Annotated in this window: 13 protein-coding genes (1 of these 13 cut by a window edge); 6 read left to right on the top strand and 7 right to left on the bottom strand. The window is 39.9% G+C overall.

Annotation, left to right across the window (positions count from 1 at the left end; translation table 11 throughout):
* The first annotated feature begins 493 nt into the window (after positions 1-493).
* Together IPJ86_09310 and IPJ86_09305 are read left to right on the top strand one after the other, a co-directional pair.
* Positions 494-4,846, top strand: a complete 4,353-nt coding sequence (locus tag IPJ86_09310; GenBank protein ID MBK7887478.1) for a T9SS type A sorting domain-containing protein — start codon at positions 494-496, stop codon at positions 4,844-4,846.
* A 445-nt stretch (positions 4,847-5,291) separates the two neighbouring features.
* A complete protein-coding gene (locus IPJ86_09305; protein ID MBK7887477.1) occupies positions 5,292-9,809 on the top strand; it encodes a fibronectin type III domain-containing protein in 4,518 nt (1,505 codons plus the stop codon).
* Positions 9,810-9,865: 56 nt separating this feature from the next.
* On the opposite strand, the gene IPJ86_09300 is transcribed toward IPJ86_09305, so the two are convergent.
* Complete coding sequence (locus IPJ86_09300; protein ID MBK7887476.1) at positions 9,866-11,038, bottom strand: DUF1343 domain-containing protein; 1,173 nt, start codon at positions 11,036-11,038, stop codon at positions 9,866-9,868.
* Between the two features lie 90 nt (positions 11,039-11,128).
* On the opposite strand from IPJ86_09300, the gene IPJ86_09295 reads away from it, so the two are divergent.
* Positions 11,129-12,364 carry an ABC transporter permease gene (locus IPJ86_09295; protein ID MBK7887475.1) on the top strand — a complete coding sequence of 412 codons (1,236 nt, stop codon included), beginning with the start codon at positions 11,129-11,131 and terminating at the stop codon, positions 12,362-12,364.
* A gap of 78 nt (positions 12,365-12,442) precedes the next feature.
* Here IPJ86_09295 and IPJ86_09290 read toward each other — a convergent pair whose 3' ends face one another.
* Together IPJ86_09290 and IPJ86_09285 are read right to left on the bottom strand one after the other, a co-directional pair.
* Positions 12,443-12,919: a nucleoside deaminase gene (locus IPJ86_09290; GenBank protein ID MBK7887474.1), complete on the bottom strand. Its 477-nt coding sequence runs from the start codon at positions 12,917-12,919 to the stop codon at positions 12,443-12,445.
* Positions 12,919-13,323 carry an OsmC family protein gene (locus IPJ86_09285; GenBank protein ID MBK7887473.1) on the bottom strand — a complete coding sequence of 135 codons (405 nt, stop codon included), beginning with the start codon at positions 13,321-13,323 and terminating at the stop codon, positions 12,919-12,921. Before IPJ86_09285 ends, IPJ86_09290 begins: the two co-directional genes overlap by 1 nt.
* Positions 13,324-13,390: 67 nt before the next feature.
* On the opposite strand from IPJ86_09285, the gene IPJ86_09280 reads away from it, so the two are divergent.
* On the top strand, positions 13,391-14,149 hold the full coding sequence (locus tag IPJ86_09280; GenBank protein MBK7887472.1) for a hypothetical protein: 759 nt from the start codon (positions 13,391-13,393) through the stop codon (positions 14,147-14,149).
* Between the two features lie 22 nt (positions 14,150-14,171).
* Positions 14,172-15,053, top strand: a complete 882-nt coding sequence (gene lipA / locus IPJ86_09275) for a lipoyl synthase (protein ID MBK7887471.1) — start codon at positions 14,172-14,174, stop codon at positions 15,051-15,053.
* Positions 15,054-15,249: 196 nt separating this feature from the next.
* Here the strand turns inward: lipA and IPJ86_09270 are convergent, their stop codons facing one another.
* The 3 genes from IPJ86_09270 to IPJ86_09260 form a co-directional block, all read right to left on the bottom strand.
* Complete coding sequence (locus IPJ86_09270) at positions 15,250-17,007, bottom strand: hypothetical protein (GenBank protein MBK7887470.1); 1,758 nt, start codon at positions 17,005-17,007, stop codon at positions 15,250-15,252.
* A gap of 135 nt (positions 17,008-17,142) precedes the next feature.
* Positions 17,143-17,874 carry a class I SAM-dependent methyltransferase gene (locus IPJ86_09265; GenBank protein MBK7887469.1) on the bottom strand — a complete coding sequence of 244 codons (732 nt, stop codon included), beginning with the start codon at positions 17,872-17,874 and terminating at the stop codon, positions 17,143-17,145.
* A 261-nt stretch (positions 17,875-18,135) separates the two neighbouring features.
* A complete protein-coding gene (locus IPJ86_09260) occupies positions 18,136-18,684 on the bottom strand; it encodes a GNAT family N-acetyltransferase (GenBank protein MBK7887468.1) in 549 nt (182 codons plus the stop codon).
* A gap of 204 nt (positions 18,685-18,888) precedes the next feature.
* On the opposite strand from IPJ86_09260, the gene gap reads away from it, so the two are divergent.
* Complete coding sequence (gene gap / locus IPJ86_09255; GenBank protein MBK7887467.1) at positions 18,889-19,890, top strand: type I glyceraldehyde-3-phosphate dehydrogenase; 1,002 nt, start codon at positions 18,889-18,891, stop codon at positions 19,888-19,890.
* A 35-nt stretch (positions 19,891-19,925) separates the two neighbouring features.
* On the opposite strand, the gene IPJ86_09250 is transcribed toward gap, so the two are convergent.
* On the bottom strand, positions 19,926-20,844 hold the 3' portion of the coding sequence (locus IPJ86_09250; GenBank protein ID MBK7887466.1) for a hypothetical protein. Its footprint extends 872 nt past the window's final position; only the last 919 of its 1,791 coding nucleotides appear in the window; its start codon lies off the right edge, out of view; its stop codon occupies positions 19,926-19,928.

Below are 20,844 nucleotides of genomic sequence, written 5' to 3'. Positions count from 1 at the left end.
CATCCTCTCCTACCTGATCAACCGATTTAGAACTACGAAGGCAGTTAAAGGCCGTTAATCGACCTGTTTTCATCCTATTGCTTTAGTGAAAATACAATTTTTCATGGTGAATGGCTTCAATTTGTAGGTCAAATTTTACTTTTTATAAAGCGAATAGCCGGATTTTGATGGCGAACACCCCCTTTTGATATGGGCGAACGTTTGCAAAATGATGGCGAATATCATTTTTTTCTTGGTCAATAGAGTTTTTTTATTGACAATATGATTTTTTTTTGACTGAATATCAATTGATTATGATATTGCAATCGTCAAGATGCTTGTTGTTACATCTTTATTGATACATTTGGCCAACACAGAGTAAAACCAATACCAATTTTATTATTTCAAAAAATTACCCTATCCGGGAGGGGAATTCTATTGCCCAAACCGAAATAACTGAGAATCAAACACAAACCAAAATATTGAGTCAGTCCCTAAAAACACAAACCAAAAAATGAAAAAACTGCTCCTGATAATCTCCATTCTTAGCACGGTGGGATTAGTGAATGCTCAAACGGATCCGCTGGAATATGCCACCGGAAACCTTACTGCTCAACAGCAACTTTTCTCATATCCGCTTCCACGTTTCCAGCCGGGTCATACCATGAACCGCAATTTTAACTGGTTCGATATCGCCTATTTTTCACGTTGGGGTCAAACCGGTGTTCTTCGTCCTCAAATGGTAATTGATGCGAAGACAAACAATATGGAATTTTATAAGAACTGGAACTATTACTATGTTATTAGTCCGAATATTACCTCTTATGGCAACCCGTATGATTATATTGACACCATTCAATCACTACCGGGCGCATTTGTTAATGTTGCTAAAAGAGACCCCTCTATAAAAACATCTGCAATCTGTTTGATGAATCAGATTCCAGGAAATGTAAACAGTGCAAACCTTGCTCCAAGTAACTACATCAGAAACTCAAGTGGTCAATATCTGGATCTGAGCGGAAATGTAATTACTTCCGGTAAATATTTTTCGCCTGCAGCTCCCGGTGCTTTATTACAACAGGATGGTGCGTATCTAAAAAACTATTTAAGTAATTTAGTGAATGCATTGGGACGACCACTTGACGTATTAAATGACAATGGAGAATCTTTGCGTCTTATCAGCCTTAACGGCGGTGTAGTGAACAATGACCCAACTGTTCTTGCCGACTACAATGCACTTGGATTTCCCGCTACCAAAACTGCCACTTCTATCAATAACTATCGTGGACAAAAGTACACTCAGTTTATGCAGCTTTATCGCAACGAGTTTATGTCTGCTAGTCCACAAACTGCTTACACATATTATGGATTAGATGGTCAATCGGATTATCGTCCGGTATGGTCAAAAAGTAAATTTATTCAATCAAAGATCAATGGAAGATATTATCCAACCGGTGATCTATATGTAAGATGGCCAAATAACTGGAAAGCATGGGCCGGTGCATGGCATGGACTGGGATGGTTTGCTGATTGCAAATATTTTGAATTGCAACAGGGAGATAGCTTAATGTCGCCATTTTGTACAGCCGGATGGAATGCAGATGAAACCCAAAATGTAAGACCTGCACAATATCTTTCCTTATTGAAAATTCTTTCTGCATGGGGATCCGAATTCTTCTACCCTGCCTATTTCTCTCTCTCCACACCTTTCCAGGATTCAAAAAACTGGGGATGGCAAACGGTAATGCCGGTATATGCTCAGGCGGTCACATCCAGATGGGAAAACTACCTTAAACATGGAGTTCTATTAGAGGGAGATGTTCCAAGATACTTCTTAACGAACACCACCTTACAACCGGATAATCCGAAATATCTGTTTTATACCGGTGACAGCAGACAACTTGTTGCTGTACGAAAACTAAATGGCGCAAATAAATATGTCATTACAGCTGCACAAATGGTAGATGCAAATACTGTAGGTAATGCTCCAATGGTCAGTTATGGGAAATTTAAATTAGGAAATGATTCCATAAAATTAGAATTCAGAAGACAAGGTTCAGTTTATATTTATGATGCAAGTAATACTTCTGCAAAAGTATTTTATCAATTAGATCGCTGGCATCAGTATGAGCATCCTGAAAGATGGTCAAAAGATTTCGTGCTGGAAGCTGAAGTATTTGATAATACTCCTAATGGATTCAGCATAAAGACAGAAGTGCCTGCAGGAACCGCCGCAAATGATTATTCCAACTTCACTTCATTCCTTTCTTTCACCAACTTAAATGGTGTTGAATACAATATCAATCCAAGAGGTACAAGCGGCGTGAATCATTATGTATGGGTTCGTGCAAGAAGTGCTAACGGTGGAACCAGTGGATTTTCTGTGAAACTTGACAATGGCCAAACGAATACTGTTCCTTGTGTTAAAGGAAATACATGGACATGGTATCGCTATGATGGATCTACCGGACAGCAAATTACTTACAATAGCTTAACACCTGGTAATCATAAAATCACCATCACACCTACAAATGCAACACTTGAAATTGATCAGATAATCATCACTCAAAACTCAGGTAATATTCAATCTCCTTTTGCTACCCCATGTTCTGCATCTGCAAGCGCAACAATTACACCAAGCGGAGCCACTACTTTTTGTACCGGAGGATCAGTTACATTGACTGCAAATTCAGGCACTTCTTATGCATGGTCGAATGGAGCAACAACACAATCTATTACTGTTTCTACTTCGGGCAACTATACCGTAACTGTAAATTCAGGTGCCGGCTCAGCTACTTCACCTATAACTACAGTTACGGTGGCTGCAGTAACGCCTTCAATCATTACGGCCAGCGGATCTACATCGCTTTGCAGTGGAGGTAGTGTTACTTTGACTGCTAATACCGGAACTGCTTATGTATGGTCTACAGGTTCAACTGCTCAAACCATAACAGTAAATACTTCAGGAAACTATAAAGTTATAGTAACTCAAAGTAATGGTTGCACCTCCGCATCTGCAGTAACAAGTGTGACAGTGGGCTCCGCTCCTACTCCAACGATAAGCGCAAATGGTTCTACTACTCTGTGTGCCGGAGGAAGTGTAGTGTTAACGGCCAGTTCAGGAACTGCATATCTTTGGTCTAACGGCGCGACTACAAATGCTATTACCGCGAGCACTGCGGGCAATTATACAGTGAGAGTTACTCAATCCAATGGATGTTCTGCAACCTCAGCAGTTACTGCAGTTACGATAGGAAGTGCACCTACCCCTACCATTTCTGCAAGCGGCCCAACTACATTATGCACCGGTGGTAATGTTACTTTGACAGCAAGTACCGGAACAGCTTATTTATGGTCTAATGGAGCTACAACAAATTCCATTACCACATCTTCTGCCGGTAACTATAGTGTTCGAGTTACTCAAAGCGGTGGTTGTTCTGCAACGTCTGCAATTACTACTGTGTCCATTGGAGCTGCAACCACTCCAACAATATCAGCAAGCGGACCTACCACCTTCTGTTCAGGAGGCAATGTAACATTAACAGCCAGCACCGGCACTGCCTACTTATGGTCCAATGGTGCTACAACAAATGCTATCACTGTTTCTTCCCCCGGAAATTATACTGTAAGAGTTACGCAAAGTGGTGGTTGTTCTGCAACGTCTGCTATAACCACAGTTTCGATTGGATCCGCAACCACTCCAACAATATCAGCAAGCGGACCTACCACCTTCTGTTCAGGAGGCAATGTAACATTAACAGCCAGCACCGGCACTGCCTACTTATGGTCCAATGGTGCTACAACAAATGCTATCACTGTTTCTTCCGCCGGAAGTTATACTGTAAGAGTTACGCAAAGTGGTGGTTGTTCAGCTACCTCTGGCGCGACTACGATTACTATCGGTTCTGCCCCTACTCCAACAATTTCTGCTAACGGACCGACATCTTTTTGTTCAGGTGGCAGTGTAACATTAACTGCAAGCAGCGGCACGGCTTACCTGTGGTCCAATGGTGCGACAACAAATTCCATCAATGTGACTGCGGCAGGTAATTACACCGTACGTGTTTCTCAAACCGGTGGTTGTTCAGCAACTTCAGCAGCAACAACAATCACTATTGGCACAGGGAATGCACCAACTCCAACAATTAATGCAGGTGGATCATTAACATTCTGTCAAGGTGGAAGTGTAACATTAAATGCAAGTTCAGGAACTGCTTACCTATGGTCAAATGGAGCGACGACTCAATCAATTTCTGCAACAACAGGTGGAAATTACACGGTGAGGGTTACTCAATCAGGAGGCTGTTTTGCCACATCCTCGGCAACTACGGTAACAGTCAGACCATCGCCAACATTCACAGTTACACCAAACGGTCCATTAAATTTCTGTCAGGGTGGTAACGTAACCTTTAATGTCACTAACTCGAACGCCACCTTCTATATCTGGTATAAGAATAACAATTTAGCGTATTGGGGAACCAGAAATTATTATACAGCATCATCAGCGGGAGTTTATAAATTGCGAGCCTACCTGGGACTGTGCAGCACCTATTCCAATTCATTTAATGTAACTGTACCTTGCAGAGAAGGTGAAGTACTTGCAGGAGAGCCGATGTTCATCGCCTATCCGAATCCGTTCAGTAATAACACAACTTTTGCTTTTGAACTTGCTCAAGCATCAGAAGTATCTATCCGATTGTTTGATGCCACCGGAAAATTAATTGATGTTATCCTTGAGAAATCAATGGTGAGTGAGGGGGAAACAAGAATTGATTATGCCACAACTCACCTTTCAAATGGTATCTATATGGCAGAAATTATTACTCCGGAAGCAACCAAGCGAATCAAATTGGTTTCGACGAAATAATTCACTTAGAATTATCTCTGAATTAAAATTAACAGAATTACATAAAATCTGTAGATCAAACAGCAAATGAAGTAGTTTGAATTAATCAAAGAATAAGAGTTTTACTAAAAAGCCCCGCATTTTGCGGGGCTTTTTAATTTGACGAAGATTATCAATTTTGAAATGTTTACACTGCCAATTTTCAATAAAAATAAATTTAACAAGATTTCCTTACATCTGAATCCCATCGGATTTCTAAATTAAATTCAACCTATTTTCAATTATAGGGGGAGAATTCAATTTTTCATGCAATTCCCGGTTCATTTTTTTAATAAATCTTTCAAAAACAAGATTACATACAGAAAGGTCAGCAAACCTTTCCGCATGCGAATATCTTGCCTGCATTAAAAATAACAAATCGACAACAGCAGCACAAAGCTCGTGCCAAAAACAAAAAAAAACAGCAATGAAAAAATTACTACTATTGATTTCATTACTGGGTGTAGTGGGATTAACCAACGCTCAAACGGATCCGATGGAGTTCGCCACCGGGACGTTATCAGCAACGCAACAGTTACAATCGTATCCGTTGCCTCGACTGAAACCCGGGCACACCCTGAATCGAAATTTCATTTGGTTCGATATTGAATATTTCTCCGGTTGGCAGCAACCCGGAGTATCTCGCACTCAAATGGTAGCTACAGCGAAAGTCAATAATGAGGAATTCTACAAAAACTGGAATTACTATTATATGATTAACGGGAAGATTGATTCCTATGGAACAGCCAGCTCATATGCCGACACTGTTACGTCTACACCGGGAGTATTTGCAGCCATTGCAAAAAGAAATCCTTCTTATAAAACTTCCGCAATATGTTTGATGAATCAAACTCCACTTATCACCAGTCAAAATCTAACGCCGGATAATTATGTAAGAAACTCCAGCGGTCAATACCTTGACATGGGTGGAAACGTAGTAAGTGGGGTTAAATACTTTTCGCCTACTGCCCCTAACTCTACACTCATTTCAGATGGCAGTTATTTGAAGCCCTATTTTCAAACTTTATTAAATGCATTAGGAAGACCTCTCGATATCATGAATGATAACGGAGAGGCGATGTACTTAATGAGTCTTAATGGAAAAGTTATTGATAATGATCCTGTAGTTAAGGCCGATTATCTGAATTTAGGATATCCTGCAAGTAAAACTACAGAATCAATAAATGATTATCGCGGTCGCAAATATGCACAACAAGTAAGTCTTTATCGTGATCAATTTATGTCTATCAGTCCAAGTACTGCATACACATTCTACGGACTTGACGGGCAATCGGATTATCGCCCGGTATGGCCAAGGGGTAAAGCGATTCAATCCAAGATCAATGGTCATCACTATTCAACAGGTGATTTCTATTTACGTTGGCCGGATAACTGGAAGGCATGGGCAGGAGCATGGCATGGACTTGGTTGGTTTGCAGATTGCAAATACTTTGAAGAGAAAGCCGGCGATAGTTTAATGTCACCTTTTGTTTGTGCCGGTTGGAATGCTGATGAAACACAAAACCCACGTCCTGCTCAATATCTTGCCTGCCTTAAAGTACTTGCAGCCTGGGGATCGGAATTCTTCTATACCGGATTTTTCAATCTTTCAACGCCTTTTCCTGATGCCAAAAACTGGGGATGGCAAACAGTAATGCCGGTTTATACTCAAGGAATTGTTTCCCGCTATGAAGAATTTTTACGTAATGGAACTTTGCTGGAAGGTGATGTACCAAGATATTTCCTTACTACTACTACATTACAGCCAAATAATCCTAAATACCTCTTTTATACCGGTGATGCAAGAAAACTTGTGGCGGTACGCAAATTAAATGGTGCAAATAAATATGTGATTACAGCTGCTCAAATGGTGGATGCCAATACAATAGGCAATGCGCCAAATTCAAGCTTCGCGAAGTTCAAATTAGGTAATGATTCCATCAAAATAGAATTCAGAAGACAGGGCTCCGTATATATATACGATGCAACCAACCCATCAGCAAAAGTGTTTTATCAATTAGACAAATGGCATCAATATGAACATCCTGAAAGATGGAGTAAGGATTTTGAATTGGAGGCTGAACTTGCTGACAACTCTTCTTCATCTGCGAAAATTGCCACTGAAGTACCCGCTGGAACACCGGCAAACGACTATACCAACTATACTTCTTATATTACATTCACCTCTGCTACTCCTACCGTTCTGCAATACTCGTTTAATCCACGTAATCAGCCCACCTATTACTTCTGGGTTCGTGCCCGCAGCAAGAACAGTACCGGTGGTGGCATAAGTGTAGGTGTGAATGGACAGGCTTCTAAAAGTATCGGCTGTATTACAGATACACAATGGAAGTGGTACAGTGTTGATGCTTGCAGCGGACAAAATATTAAATTTACCAGTCTCGCAAGCCAACAATACCTTTTATCTCTTACTGCCAGCTCTTCGAACATTGAGATTGACAAAGTTCTTCTTACCACAAATGCCAGTACAAATTTGAATCCGAATCAACCCGCTTGCGGAACTGTAGTTGCTACTGTAAACACTTCCGGTCCTACTACATTCTGTCAGGGTGGTTCTGTTACGCTTACAGCATCTGCAGGCAATTCCTATACCTGGTCTAATGGTCAAACAACACAAGCCATTACTGTTTCGCAAAGTGGTTCCTATTCCGTTTCTGTAAACACAGGTACAGGATGTGCTGCAGTATCTGCACCTGTGGCTGTAACAGTAAATGCAAGTACACCGGCAACGATCTCAAATAGCGGCCCGACAAACTTTTGTCAGGGCGGAAATGTAACATTAACTGCATCTTCAGGCAATGCTTATAACTGGTCGAATGGACAAACCACTCAGTCCATCACCGTTTCACAAAGCGGATCTTATTCTGTTTCTGTAAATACAGGCAATGGTTGTACCGCTGTATCTGCGCCAGTAAATGTTTCTGTCACTTCAGCAATACCTGCAACTGTAACAAGCAGCGGACCTCTGACTTTCTGTCAAGGAGGAAATGTCACACTCACTGCAAGTACAGGTGCTTCATTTACCTGGTCGAATGGTCTTACCTCACCAAGTATTACAGTATCCTCCAGCGGGACCTATAGTGTTGTTGTTGCCAACTCTAACGGATGCACCTCAGCTTCAAACCCGGTGAACGTAAGCGTGGCAGCATTGCCTACTCCTGCCATTACCGTTAACGGTCCTACTACATTGAATATTGGTCAAAGCACTATTCTTACCGCTTCAAATGCGAGCTCCTATTTATGGCAGCCTGGTGGACAAACAACAGCTTCTATCACAGTTTCGACTCCGGGAAATTATTCAGTAAGAGTAACCAATGCGGCAGGTTGTACAGCAACGAGCAGTGCGGTTACCATCAGCCAGGTTAATACACCAAGCCCCGTACTTATTCAGGTAATTGGAAGCACGAGTTTTTGCGTTGGAGGAGCAGTTGGATTAACTGCAAATGGTGGAACAAACTACTTATGGGCCCCGGGTGGCCAAACAACGGCTACTATTTCCGCAAATCAAGCCGGCACCTACTATGTATACTCAAGGGATAATAATGGCAATGTACTCACTACCGACTCGGTGACTTTGCGAGTTCATCCAAAACCAATGGACCCTTCGATTTCTATCACTTACATACCAAATACTGCATTTCAGTTGAATGCATATGAGCCATCAGCAGTATCCTATCGTTGGTCAAGTGGAGCAAATGCAGCAACCATTAATGTCATCCAACCTAAATTAATGAGCGTGACGGCAACAAATGCATTTGGCTGTACTTCAGGAGCAACATCAATACTGACAGGATCCGTTACTCCAAGAACCTGTATCACTCCGAACATGTTGACCTCCTACAATATCAGTGATACTACTGCAATGCTTGGTTGGAATCCTGCTATAACCGGTGAGCGATTTATTATCCGCTACTGGATACCGGGTACATCGAATATAATGGTGAAAGAAGTTGGTGGTAGTATTTCAAGCTGGAGAATCAACAACTTGATTCCGGGCACAACATACAACTGGACATTAGAAAACTTATGTATCTCCGGATCTTATATGAGTACAACTTCCAGTTTCAAAACATTAGGGACTCCCTTGTTCTGCGGTTCAACACCACAACATCTCCGGAGTGAAAGCATTACTACGCAACGTGCCACAGTAAGATGGTATACGACTACAGCAGATTCATTCATGGTTCGCTACAGACCCGTTGGAACAAGTACTTACTTCTTCCGAAATATTCAAGGAAGTATGAATTCAACCGGTATTCAACTTATAAATCTGTTAACAAATACGAATTACGAATGGCAAGTGAACAGTACTTGTAGTGGCTTCACTAGCCCCTATTCCCAAACTCAATTCTTCAAGACACTTGACACTTGTGGGTTTATGGGAAATGTGAGTGCAACCAATATTACTGCATCAACTGCAAGAATTGTATGGAGTAATATCAACTCCATGGATACTATTCGCATCCGTTACACACGAATAAATACAGGAGTAGAACATAACACATACTTCAATGCAACCGGTCAAAGCGGTTCATATGAATTAAGAGGTCTTAAACCCGGCTCAACCTATAGTGTTGAAGTCAGAGGCAGATGTGGCGGAACAGCCGGTGCCTGGACATCCCCGGTACTATTTAACACTACAAATATTACCACACGTGAAGATGCATCAAACCCCTTCTTCCTGAATGGGTATCCGAACCCTGTAAATGACATCCTCTTCTATTCATTCATCACTGATAAAAACGAGGACTATACGGTAAAAGTTTGTGATATGGCGGGTCGTGAATTAATACAGGAAGTACGAAATTCATTCACCGGCGAAAATGTGGAAGAAATACCGGTACAAGGATTTGCAAAAGGAGCTTATCTATTAATTCTGCAGCAAGGAACACAACGCAGCAATTTCAGATTTAGCGTACAATAAAATAAAGAACCAAACAAAAATGAAAAGGCGCCCTTTCACGAGGGTGCTTTTTCATTTTACGGATACAACAGATATTTCATTCTGATCATTCTGAAGTCCGCAATATCTTTTTCCCAGGATGCTCTTATTTTTTCTTCAGACCATCCGTCTTCTATTTGCTTTCTTAATTCTGAGTTACCGGCAAGTTTGTTAAAAAACGAATTAAAGTAATTTTCCTTCTTTGGATAAACGCTCCACGTTTCCAGCAACCATTGCAGATGTATCTTATCAGGTCGGTTGTTGGCTGCCCAGACTGAAACGTTGTTTCCTTTGCAAACAATATTCTCATACAACGGCTGCTTCGCTTTACCCTTAATACTTTTTGGGATGAAGGTATAATCCCCAATCTTGTTCTCCGGAAAACCATAACTTTGAAAAGGAAGGTCAGTACCACGGCCAAGGCTTACAGAAGTACCTTCAAAGAAACACAGAGATGGATATAATCGTATTGACGCAACGTTAGGTAAATTAGGTGAGGGCGCAACAGGTAAATGATAATCTTTACTGTGATCCCAATTTAATAATTTCACGACTTGCAGATTACAAGTCACTCCATTGCTTAACCACTTTTCACCATTTAACATCAATGCATACTCTGCAATAGTCATACCATAAACTACAGGAATATTTTGCATACCAACAAATGACCTAAACTCATTTTTCAATACAGGACCATCTACATAGTGTGCGTTGGGATTAGGCCGGTCGAGGATAATTAAAGAAACATGATATTCTGCACACGCCTCCATAATATATTGCAAGGTGCTTATGTAGGTATAAAACCGAACTCCGACATCCTGCAAATCAAAAAGGACTATGTCTATCCCTTCCATATCATTTTGATCAGGTTTTTTATGATCACCATAAAGTGAAATAACACGAACCCCTGTTTTTGGATCCGTTCCACCCAACACCTGCTCTCCGGCCTCGGCCTCACCACGGAAGCCATGTTCGGGCGCGAAAACGGCTTTAACATTCACTCCCAATGAAAACAAGGTATCTACTAAATGTGTATTTTTCACTCTGCTTGCAGGGTTGGCCACGACAGCCACTCGCCTATTCTTCAGTAGCGTTATATACTGTTCTGTTCGTTCTGCACCAACAATAATTTCATTCGTCAGGGGTTCAGCATGGAGTTCAAAACTTGACATCAGGAATAGGAATATAGCTAAGAATGCCTGCAACAGCATGCTTTCTGAACAAAAAACCCATTTATTTTTATTTGATATCTTTACAGTCATATAGGAGCATCGCTTTAATTCAGACGCAAGTATAATAAAATGAAATCTTTCAGGCTCATTCAGTTTTATTCTAATCGATTAATCCATTCGGAAGGTCTCCGCTCGGCTACCACAAGGCCCGTGATCCGCATTGCTATCACAGGTATTATTCTAGGAACAGTAGCCATGATGATCTCTATTATGGTTGTCACCGGATTCAGGAATGAAATCACCCGAAAGGTTACCGGATTCGTTGCTGATTATAGAATCAGTGCTTTCAATAATAATGCCTCTTTTGAAGAAGCCCCTGTAAAATTAGAAGAAAATAAGATCTCAGTAATTAAAAAAATAGATGGTGTACGCCATATCCAGCCCTTCGCATTGAAAGCTGGTCTTTTAAAATCTGAAAATGATATACAAGGGGTGGTGCTAAAAGGGGTAGATCAGGATTTTGAACCCGGTCTTTTTAAAGAAAAACTTATTGCCGGTGAAATGATAAATTTTCCGGATAGTAGTTATTCCAAAGAGGTGCTCATCTCAGAAAACATATCGAAAAAATTAAACCTGAAAACCGGCGACTCCTTTCTTTTATTTTTTATTCAAGAGGATAAAAAAGTCAGGAAGTTAAAAGTGAAAGGTATATACAATACAGGGTTGAGCGAAGAGTTTGATAATTTGTATTTGTTGTGTGATTTACGCTTAATCCAACAAATAAATAACTGGAAAAAAGGCGAGGCGGGTGGTTATGAAGTATTTGCCAATGCAGACGCTGATAAAACACTACTATTCGAAAAAATATACGCTGCAGCGGGGTATGAATTAAACACTCAAAGTACGAAAGAATTATACCCGCAACTTTTCAACTGGCTTGAACTTCAAAATCTCAACGTGATTGTCATCATTGGACTAATTACTCTAGTGGCCGCAATCACTATGACTTCTACGTTACTTGTATTAGTGATGGAAAACACCAGAGAGGTAGGCATTCTAAAAGCAATTGGAGCTACAGACAAATTCATTGGAAAAATATTTGGCACAGTAGCATTTTACATTTTGTTAAAAGGCTTATTAATAGGAAATATTATTTCACTTGGTCTGGCATGGATTCAAGTAAAAACGGGAATTTTAACCTTACCGGAAGAATCGTATTATCTATCTAAGGTTCCTATTAATTTTTCAGTTACGGGATGGTTAATTATCAATGGCATTGTCATTGGAACAGGGGCATTGGTAATGCTTATACCGGCAAAAATAGTATCAGGAATACACCCGATTCGTGTTTTGCGATTTGATTAATAATACAGAACAAATTCTTTTAATAACAGCAATACATTTCATTCACTTTACAACAAGGGATGAATAATGACGATCTGATTAATACTGCTTTTTTAACGGGGAATCGTTCCACACTTTAAAAAGTGCTGCGGATTCTTCCCGCAAAAATGGGAGAAGAGGTATTTTCCTTTCTTCACCCGGCAGGAGTAGTTCATCGTAAATAAATGAATCATCAAATCCCGCTGCGGCGGCATCAAATCTATTCGCAGCAAAATATACTCTAAGAGGTCTGGCCCAATAGATCGCCCCCATACACATTGGACATGGTTCACAAGAAGTGTATATTTCACAATCGTTCAACTGAAAACTCCCCAGATTTCTACATGCTTCACGTATAGCAACCACCTCCGCATGCGCAGTAGGATCATTCGTGGAAAGCACGCTGTTGCATCCCCTGGAAATAATCTCACCATTCCTGACAACCACTGCACCAAACGGGCCACCTATCCCCTTTCCAACTCCTTCAATAGCGACCCTAAAGGCTTCCCGCATAAAAATTTTCTTTTCTTCCATCATTACCAATCAAATCGAATTGTTTGTTTAATATCAGGATGCAAACTCAATGCAACGGGACAAGTTCTGGCTGCACGCTCAAGTATCAGCTTTTGGTGGTCATCAAAAGTCAAATGAGGAAAACTAAAGTCAATTTGGATTTCACACACCCTTCGAGGATTTGAAGCCATAATTTTTGTTATATTCATTTTTGTTCCATCCATATGGATCCCATGGGTCTGACATGCAATACCCATTACCGTCAACATGCAACTTCCCAAAGATGCTGATAATAAATCAGTTGGAGAAAAAGCTGCTCCTTTTCCATGATTATCCACGGGGGCATCGGTAACAATTATAGCATCAGAAGCAACATGTTTTGCAATCGTCCTTAAGCTGCCTTCATAATAGGTTTCAATTGTAGCCATGAAGTAAAATTAGTGTATAATTAGAATCAACGGAACCTGAACTTAAAATCATCGTATATTTGTTGTAATGAAATTAATCGGTTTTTATTTAGTTTTATTGATTAGCCTTTTAGGCATTGGGGTAAGTTTTGCTCAACCTAACCCGAATGAATTTGTTGAGGAAAAACCGGTACTCATGAAGAATGAGGCTACCGGAGGACTTAATTTTCATACCAGTGGCTGGGGAGTACAATTTCGGAGGTCAATAAATCTAACCGGATATAAAAAATTAATGTTCGAAGGTGATTTTGTTGGGATGAAACATCCGAAAGAAATAAAATCCGTGAATCAGGCTTTTGACAATGCGAGATCTTATGTATTTGGAAAGAAAAATTCGTTTCATATTCTTCGCGCCGGAGTAGGAAGGCAAAAAACCTTTTTCAGTAAAGGTGACCGAAATGGTGTTGAAATCAGAGCTGTTTATTCCGGAGGACTTTCTTTGGGAATTTTAAAGCCTGTGTTCCTCAACATTCTGGAGCCGACTGGTACATTTGGAGAATTTGTGGTAGTAACGGAGAGATACAATCCCGACGAGCACTTTATTGACAATATTTATGGCAGGGCTCCTTTTACTGAGGGACTCGACCGAATATTTTTCCGACCCGGAGGGTACGTAAAAGCCGGAGTCAATTTTGAATATGCACCCTTCTTTGAAGATGTTAAAGCCCTTGAAATCGGCATCATTGCAGATATATATCCAAAAGAAATTCCAATAATGGCGTTTACAGATAATAAACAAATTTTTGTATCCTTTTATCTAACGCTCATGTATGGCCGTAAATGGTGAAAAAAGCACGTGAAGAAGCATTATGAGTGAACAATCCTCTCCATTAATCCAAACAATTTCTGACAAACCAAGGAAACCGGAATGGCTAAAAGTCAAGCTGCCGATTGGTGAAGAATACCGAAAGGTACGCGAAATTGTAAGTGAACATAAATTAAACACTATTTGTGCAAGTGGCAATTGTCCCAATATGGGTGAGTGCTGGGGAGCCGGTACAGCAACCTTCATGATTCTTGGAAATATTTGCACCAGATCCTGCGGCTTTTGCGCGGTAGCCACCGGAAGACCTCTTAACGTTGATAGCGATGAGCCGACAAGAGTAGCGGAGTCCGTTAAATTAATGAAGGTTAAACATTGCGTGATCACTTCAGTAGACAGAGACGATTTAAAAGATGGAGGTTCTTTCATATGGGTAGAAACGATCAAGGCAATTCGAGAAATCAGTCCCGGCACTACGCTTGAAACATTAATCCCCGACTTCCAGGGGAAGTGGGAAAATCTTCAACGCGTTATCGATATTGCACCGGAAATTATATCACATAATCTGGAGACCGTGCGCCGTTTAACAAAGCAAGTTCGCGTTCAGGCTAAATATGATCGATCGTTAGAAGTATTGAAACGCATTAGTGGTGCAGGTGTTCGTACCAAATCAGGGGTAATGCTTGGACTAGGAGAAAAGTATTCCGAAGTTCTTGAAACAATGGACGACTTATTAGCATCCGGTGTTTCCATTTTAACTTTAGGACAATATTTACAGCCCACACGCTCCCATCTCCCGGTTGCTGCATTTATTCATCCTGATGAATTTGCTGAATACAAAAAAATAGGTTTAGAGAAATGGTTTAGGTATGTGGAGAGTGGACCTTTAGTAAGGTCTTCTTATCATGCCGAGAAACATATGTTTTAGATTCAACATTTCACTTCATTTCTTTAAAAAAGCTATCCTCACTTTTGAAAAAACAATTAAGCACTTACCGGTTCAATTATAAATATGCCCATTGAAAATGGAGTTTGAAATCACTTTCTTCTTGCTTGATTTGTAAAAATATTATATCAACATTTAGTATTTCGCATTTCGTGCTTTTCGTAGTTCGTATTTATCCCTATGCAGGAAGGCGTTCATACAAGCGTAACGTAAATCCCGTTTTACTTCTAAACGATTTTACTTCCTTATAATTTCTACCCACCATATTTTGAATTTCCGGAAGTACGGCAATACCAAACTTATCTCTAAGAAGCAGGAACCTTGTTGTTGGCACATCAATTCTTTTCACCAATTCACGCGGATCGGCATTTCCGGATCTGTACCGTTCTATATTCGTATCCACTTCATTCCCCGAAATACCTAGTTTTGTAAGAAGTGAAACGAGAGGAGCAGTTCCTGAATCTCCAAAAATAGTATCACCGGCTTGCGCTCTCTTTTTTACTTCCTCAGCAACTTCAAAAACAACATCTACTACCCTGCTGCAATGCCATAGGTAGAAAGTAAATGATGAATAATTTTCCCCGATAACACGTACATCTTTCCAGAAAAGCGTTTTAATCATTGTATTGACTACACCAGGCAAATAACCATCCCGCCATTCATAGGTAGCTGTTCTTTTCAGTGGATCGCGCATCGCTGTCTTGTAGTAATCCAATCTTTTCTCAAACCGGGGGGAGATCAAATAGAATCCAATAAAAAGCAACAATGATATTCGAAGCCATAAGGGACTGATAATCGGGGTTAAGATTTTTCCGCCTTTAAAATTAAAAATCGATTTAACATTCAGTATCCAGTTGGAGACCATCCATCCTCCTGTGATAGCAGCAAACGGAAATGCCAACACAAAATAATACATCCATACACGATTCATATTTAACAGAATTCCGAGGATAAGGACAACGGAACTTACAGAAAGCCAAAGCAGCGAAAAATATTTTTTATCTGATGCTACAGCCTTCCCCTTCCCTTTCGCATTGGAATTGGCAGACGAGAGTTTTTTAAAAAATAAAATAAACAGGGTAACTGAACCCAAAATAAACAAGAAAAATGGAATTGCATTATGAAAGAGTACAGCATCACGCATAAATGACAACTTATCTTCGCCCATCGCAGTTTTCTGAGCCTGAAAAAGGAAGACATCATTCATGAAATTTCCAAATCCGGTCCAGATTCCAATGACAATAAAAAGAAGTAGTCCCAAACCTACTCCGTAGCTAACAAACTTAACTGCATCATTACGGTTATTCAAATAGCAGGAGATCGTTATCGCCAGGACGGCGGGCAAGGCATACAGTCTGGTATAAACGGCCAACACACAAAACAATGCACAGAGGAGCAACTTGTTCATTCTGAACAAAAGCAAAGCACCCATTAACAAAGCAATCGTCATATTCACACCGGTAAAATGAATGGATGCTCTTAGTGGTTCATAAGCGAGGAGAAATAATCCCATAGAAAAAACAGATGCTATTCTTCCATATTCCCTTTTTACCAGTATCGCAAGCAGCACCCCGGCAAGCAATGACCATAGCGTTCCGAGTAAACGAAATCCTTCAAAATCATAACCAAACATCTTAAAAAGCGTTGCTGCAAAAATCGCTTGCAATGGAGGATGAGCCATGGGGAAATCCTTATACGGAATCAGGCCATCTGCTATAAACTTTCCCTGACAGATATAAATAAACTCATCACTTGCATACGGATGCAGGGTAAACATTTTAAGTATCAAAAAGAAAACTGCAACAAAAATGACGCCTACAAACCACCAAACATATCCTGATCCTAAAATGAAATTATGCTCCGGATTCAATAATGGTACTTGACTTGAAACCCTATCATCACTTTCAACGCCTTTGTTTCTCTCTCTTTTACTCATATTAACAGCAATATAAATTATTTAATTTTTTAGTTTTCAATTTACATTACCCTCTTCTCCTACTGTTTTACAACAAGTACCTTTTAATCGTACTTTTAATTTACCATAAAAGGAAATTTACATCCCTTTTATAATCTACTCCATTTCAAATGCTACCTGAAAATAATTATTTACAGCCGCAATGAGTTTAGTTTTCACATAGTACGATTCTGTAAATATTTTATATGCATAAAACTCATGATTCGGCACATTGAATTCATCAAATATCAGAATGTCGCCTTTCTTTAGGTACGGGGCAAGACGTGTCAATGTATAAATAGTAGAAGAAAATAAATCTGCATCCAAATGAATAATTTTTCTTCGACCGTTATTCAGATTATACTTGTCAAGGAAAACAGGGACACTTTCCTGAAACAGGCCTTTCACGAATTCAGCTCTGGAGTCCCCTGTAACAGGAATATCGGCAGACATGTCGCCTTTTTTGAAGGTCCCCCAATTTTCCGGTAACCCTTCAAAAGTATCAAAACCAAAAAAGCGACTTTCCGGATTTTGAGCGTTTTCCAGCCACCACTTGAATGAAAAACCACCGCAGACACCGAATTCAAGATAATCCACCGCTTCATTTTTTAGATTATACTTCCCGAGTACATATTCGTAGAGTTTATATCGCTTTGAATAGTCTCGGGTTGGTGAATAAAAATCATTTAAAATACCTGTTTTGTTCTGGTTAGAAATCCATTTACTCAGACTTAACACATTCGAAAACATCAATGTAGGGAACCTCAACCACCCCAAATAAAGATGGGGCTTTAACAAGAGGGTTACTCCCTTTAGAAAAGCAATTCCTCTAAGCAATAAATTCTTCATGCTATTAATTTCTAATGGATTAGGACAGTTAATACTTCTCTAAGTACTTCTCCGTTCAAAAGTATTAAATACTCACGAGAATGGGGTGAGGGGCGGGTGTCCTGAAATTACTCAATTCGACTTCAAGGACTTGAATCAGTACAGACCTGGAAAATCGCATACGGGGTCCTTTCTCATTTTATCAAAGATGAATATATGGGAGGAAGGACCAGGCAGGTTGAAATAGTTATTCGCTTTCCGGGAAGACCTTTCTGACTGCTTTCAGGTATTATTTAAAAACTTAAAATCATCAGCACTCAGTTCCCATCTTTTAACCGACTGTTCAAAATTCAACGATCCCGGAGTTGTTATGTATTCCTTAACAAAGTTGAAACCGAACTTATTTAAAATTTTATTTGGAGCATCATTTAATGCGTAGGGTTCACAATAAAGTTTTTTGATTTGCATAGCACTAAAAAAAATTGGTATGGTTAATTTTAAAAATGCAATACCAAGGCCTTTATTTCTTTCATCACTGTTCCATAAATGCAGGTGCATAAATGCCTCTTCACCAAAAGTTACCGGATTAAGATTAGAATGTCCGACCGGTTTATCATTCAACATCCATATGATACAATAGGACTTTTTTAACGCCAAGGGCAATTCTAACTGCTGCATGAGCATGCCGGTAAGCTTTTCACCGGAAGGCAACTTCTTCAGATCAACTCCCAGACTCATGAGATATTTGGCGTCAGATTCGAGCCAGTACTTAACTATCATCGGAATAGTAGAAGGTTTTAGTTCTTCAACTGATAAAATATTATTATTCATTTTTTGACTATAATAAAAGTTAAAATAAAATAAAATTCATCTTTTCTCAATTTCCCCATTAGCAAATACAATTACAGCTTGCTATCTACGTTAAAAATAAAATAAATTCAGATAAGAGACCATCAAGGGTTATAAATTATTACTTTTGAGTATTAACAAATTGGAAAATCAATTTATAAATTTTTAAAACAATCCATACTAGCAATGATCAGAATCGCAATTAATGGCTTTGGCCGAATAGGCAGGACGCTACTTCGCAAGCTTATTTCACATCAAAACATAGAACTTGTTGCCATAAATGACCTTACAGACGCGCTTACACTCGCACATCTATTAAAATACGACTCCATTCACCGACGATTTCCGGGAGAAATAAGTGCCGAAGATCAAGCCATTCGCATTAATGGAAAATCCATTCCGCTCTATGCCGAAAAGGACCCTTCCAAACTTCCCTGGAAGTCGCTTAATGTCGATGTAGTGATTGAATCAACAGGACATTTTACAGATGCTTCCAAAGCAGAAATGCATATTCAAGCCGGTGCTAAAAAAGTAATCATTTCTGCTCCGGCAAAAGGGGATGTCAAAACTATTGTCATTGGAGTCAATGAAGGGACACTGGATGGCAAAGAGAAAGTAGTGTCCAATGCATCCTGCACCACTAACAATGCCGCCCCCATGATTCAGTTACTTGATGGTGCATATGGAATTGAAGCAGCTTACATCACCACGATTCACGCTTACACGGGTGATCAAAACCTGCACGATGCACCACATAAAGACCTAAGAAGGGCGAGAGCAGCAGCACAATCCATTATTCCTACATCAACAGGGGCTGCGAAAGCCATTTCAGAAGTTTTTCCAAATCTAAAAGGCAAAATTGGTGGAGCGGGCATACGCGTACCTGTTATAGACGGGTCCATGACCGACATTACCTGTATTGTCACCAAAAAAACCTCAGTAGAAGAAATAAATGCATTATTCAAAGATGCCGCTTCAAAGAAACTTAAGGGAATACTTGAATACACAGAAGACCCGATCGTTTCAACAGACATCATTGGAAATGATGCCAGCTGTATTTTTGATGCTCAACTTACTTCTGTACTCAATGATGGGCATATGGTAAAGATTGTAGGTTGGTACGATAACGAAAGCGGTTATTCTGCACGTTTAGCAGAGTTGATTCCAATGCTTCTAAAAAGCTCTTAAATTGCTTCCCATTTAGGACGAACAGAAACTGACGCCTAATTATATAAACGCCATGTTAATGCGAATTTAAAAGTCCTTGGCGGGGCAGGATAACCCGCGGCAATATAATTTTCCCCACCGAAAAACCGATCATTTACTCTTTGCATCAAAAAAGTGAGGGTGGCCCGACCTATATCTGCATTTATAAAAACATCAAGTGAAGGAGCGCCTCCCACATTTTGATTTTGTTGAAGATACATTACACCGGTTGCCGGCATAAATGCATACCCGGACCAATCGGAGAACGAATAAACAGAAGCTCCGAATTCAGCCAGTAATGCTTTCTTGAAGAAACGATCCCTGAACGATAATCGCAGATAATATCCGAATTCAGGAACACGAATCACGCTTTTTGAAGATCCTGAATACCTCACATTACTCAGCACTCTCCATTTCCTCAGGATCCAATCGCATTGAAATCCACTTTCCATTACAGCAACGGAAGCATTCAATTGAGCAGGTAATGCAAGACCGTTGAAATACACAGGATTTTTCAATTGATAGAAATTAGAATACAATCGAACCCGATTATTAAAGAAGGCAGCTGAGGATTTAACCCAGGTATACTCTTCCTTTTTAAAAACATTCCTCCATTTAAAATGATTTGAAGAATAGAATAAAGAGGTAGCCTCAGGTGCTACTTCGGAAATTCCTGTTGTTAACTGCAGCGAAGAAATTAATGCATTTCCCAAATCAAAATTAGCAATAGCATTTACTGAGAAATCACCATCATTCACATCATCACTTGTCACCGTCGAGATTGTTGAAACAAGGGACAATCCACCGGAGGAGATTCTAAGTGTAACAAATGGACTTAAAAAATCAGGGGATGATTTCACTGAATCAATTCGTTGATTAATATATGCAAGAGAAAGCCCCCCCTTTAAGGAAAGGTTAAACCCCTTTTTAATCATG

This window comes from Bacteroidota bacterium (genome assembly GCA_016713925.1).
Lineage (GTDB): Bacteria > Bacteroidota > Bacteroidia > AKYH767-A > OLB10 > JAJTFW01.
The sequence above is the reverse complement of the archived record's forward strand: the minus strand, read 5'-3'. Positions and strand labels throughout refer to the sequence as shown.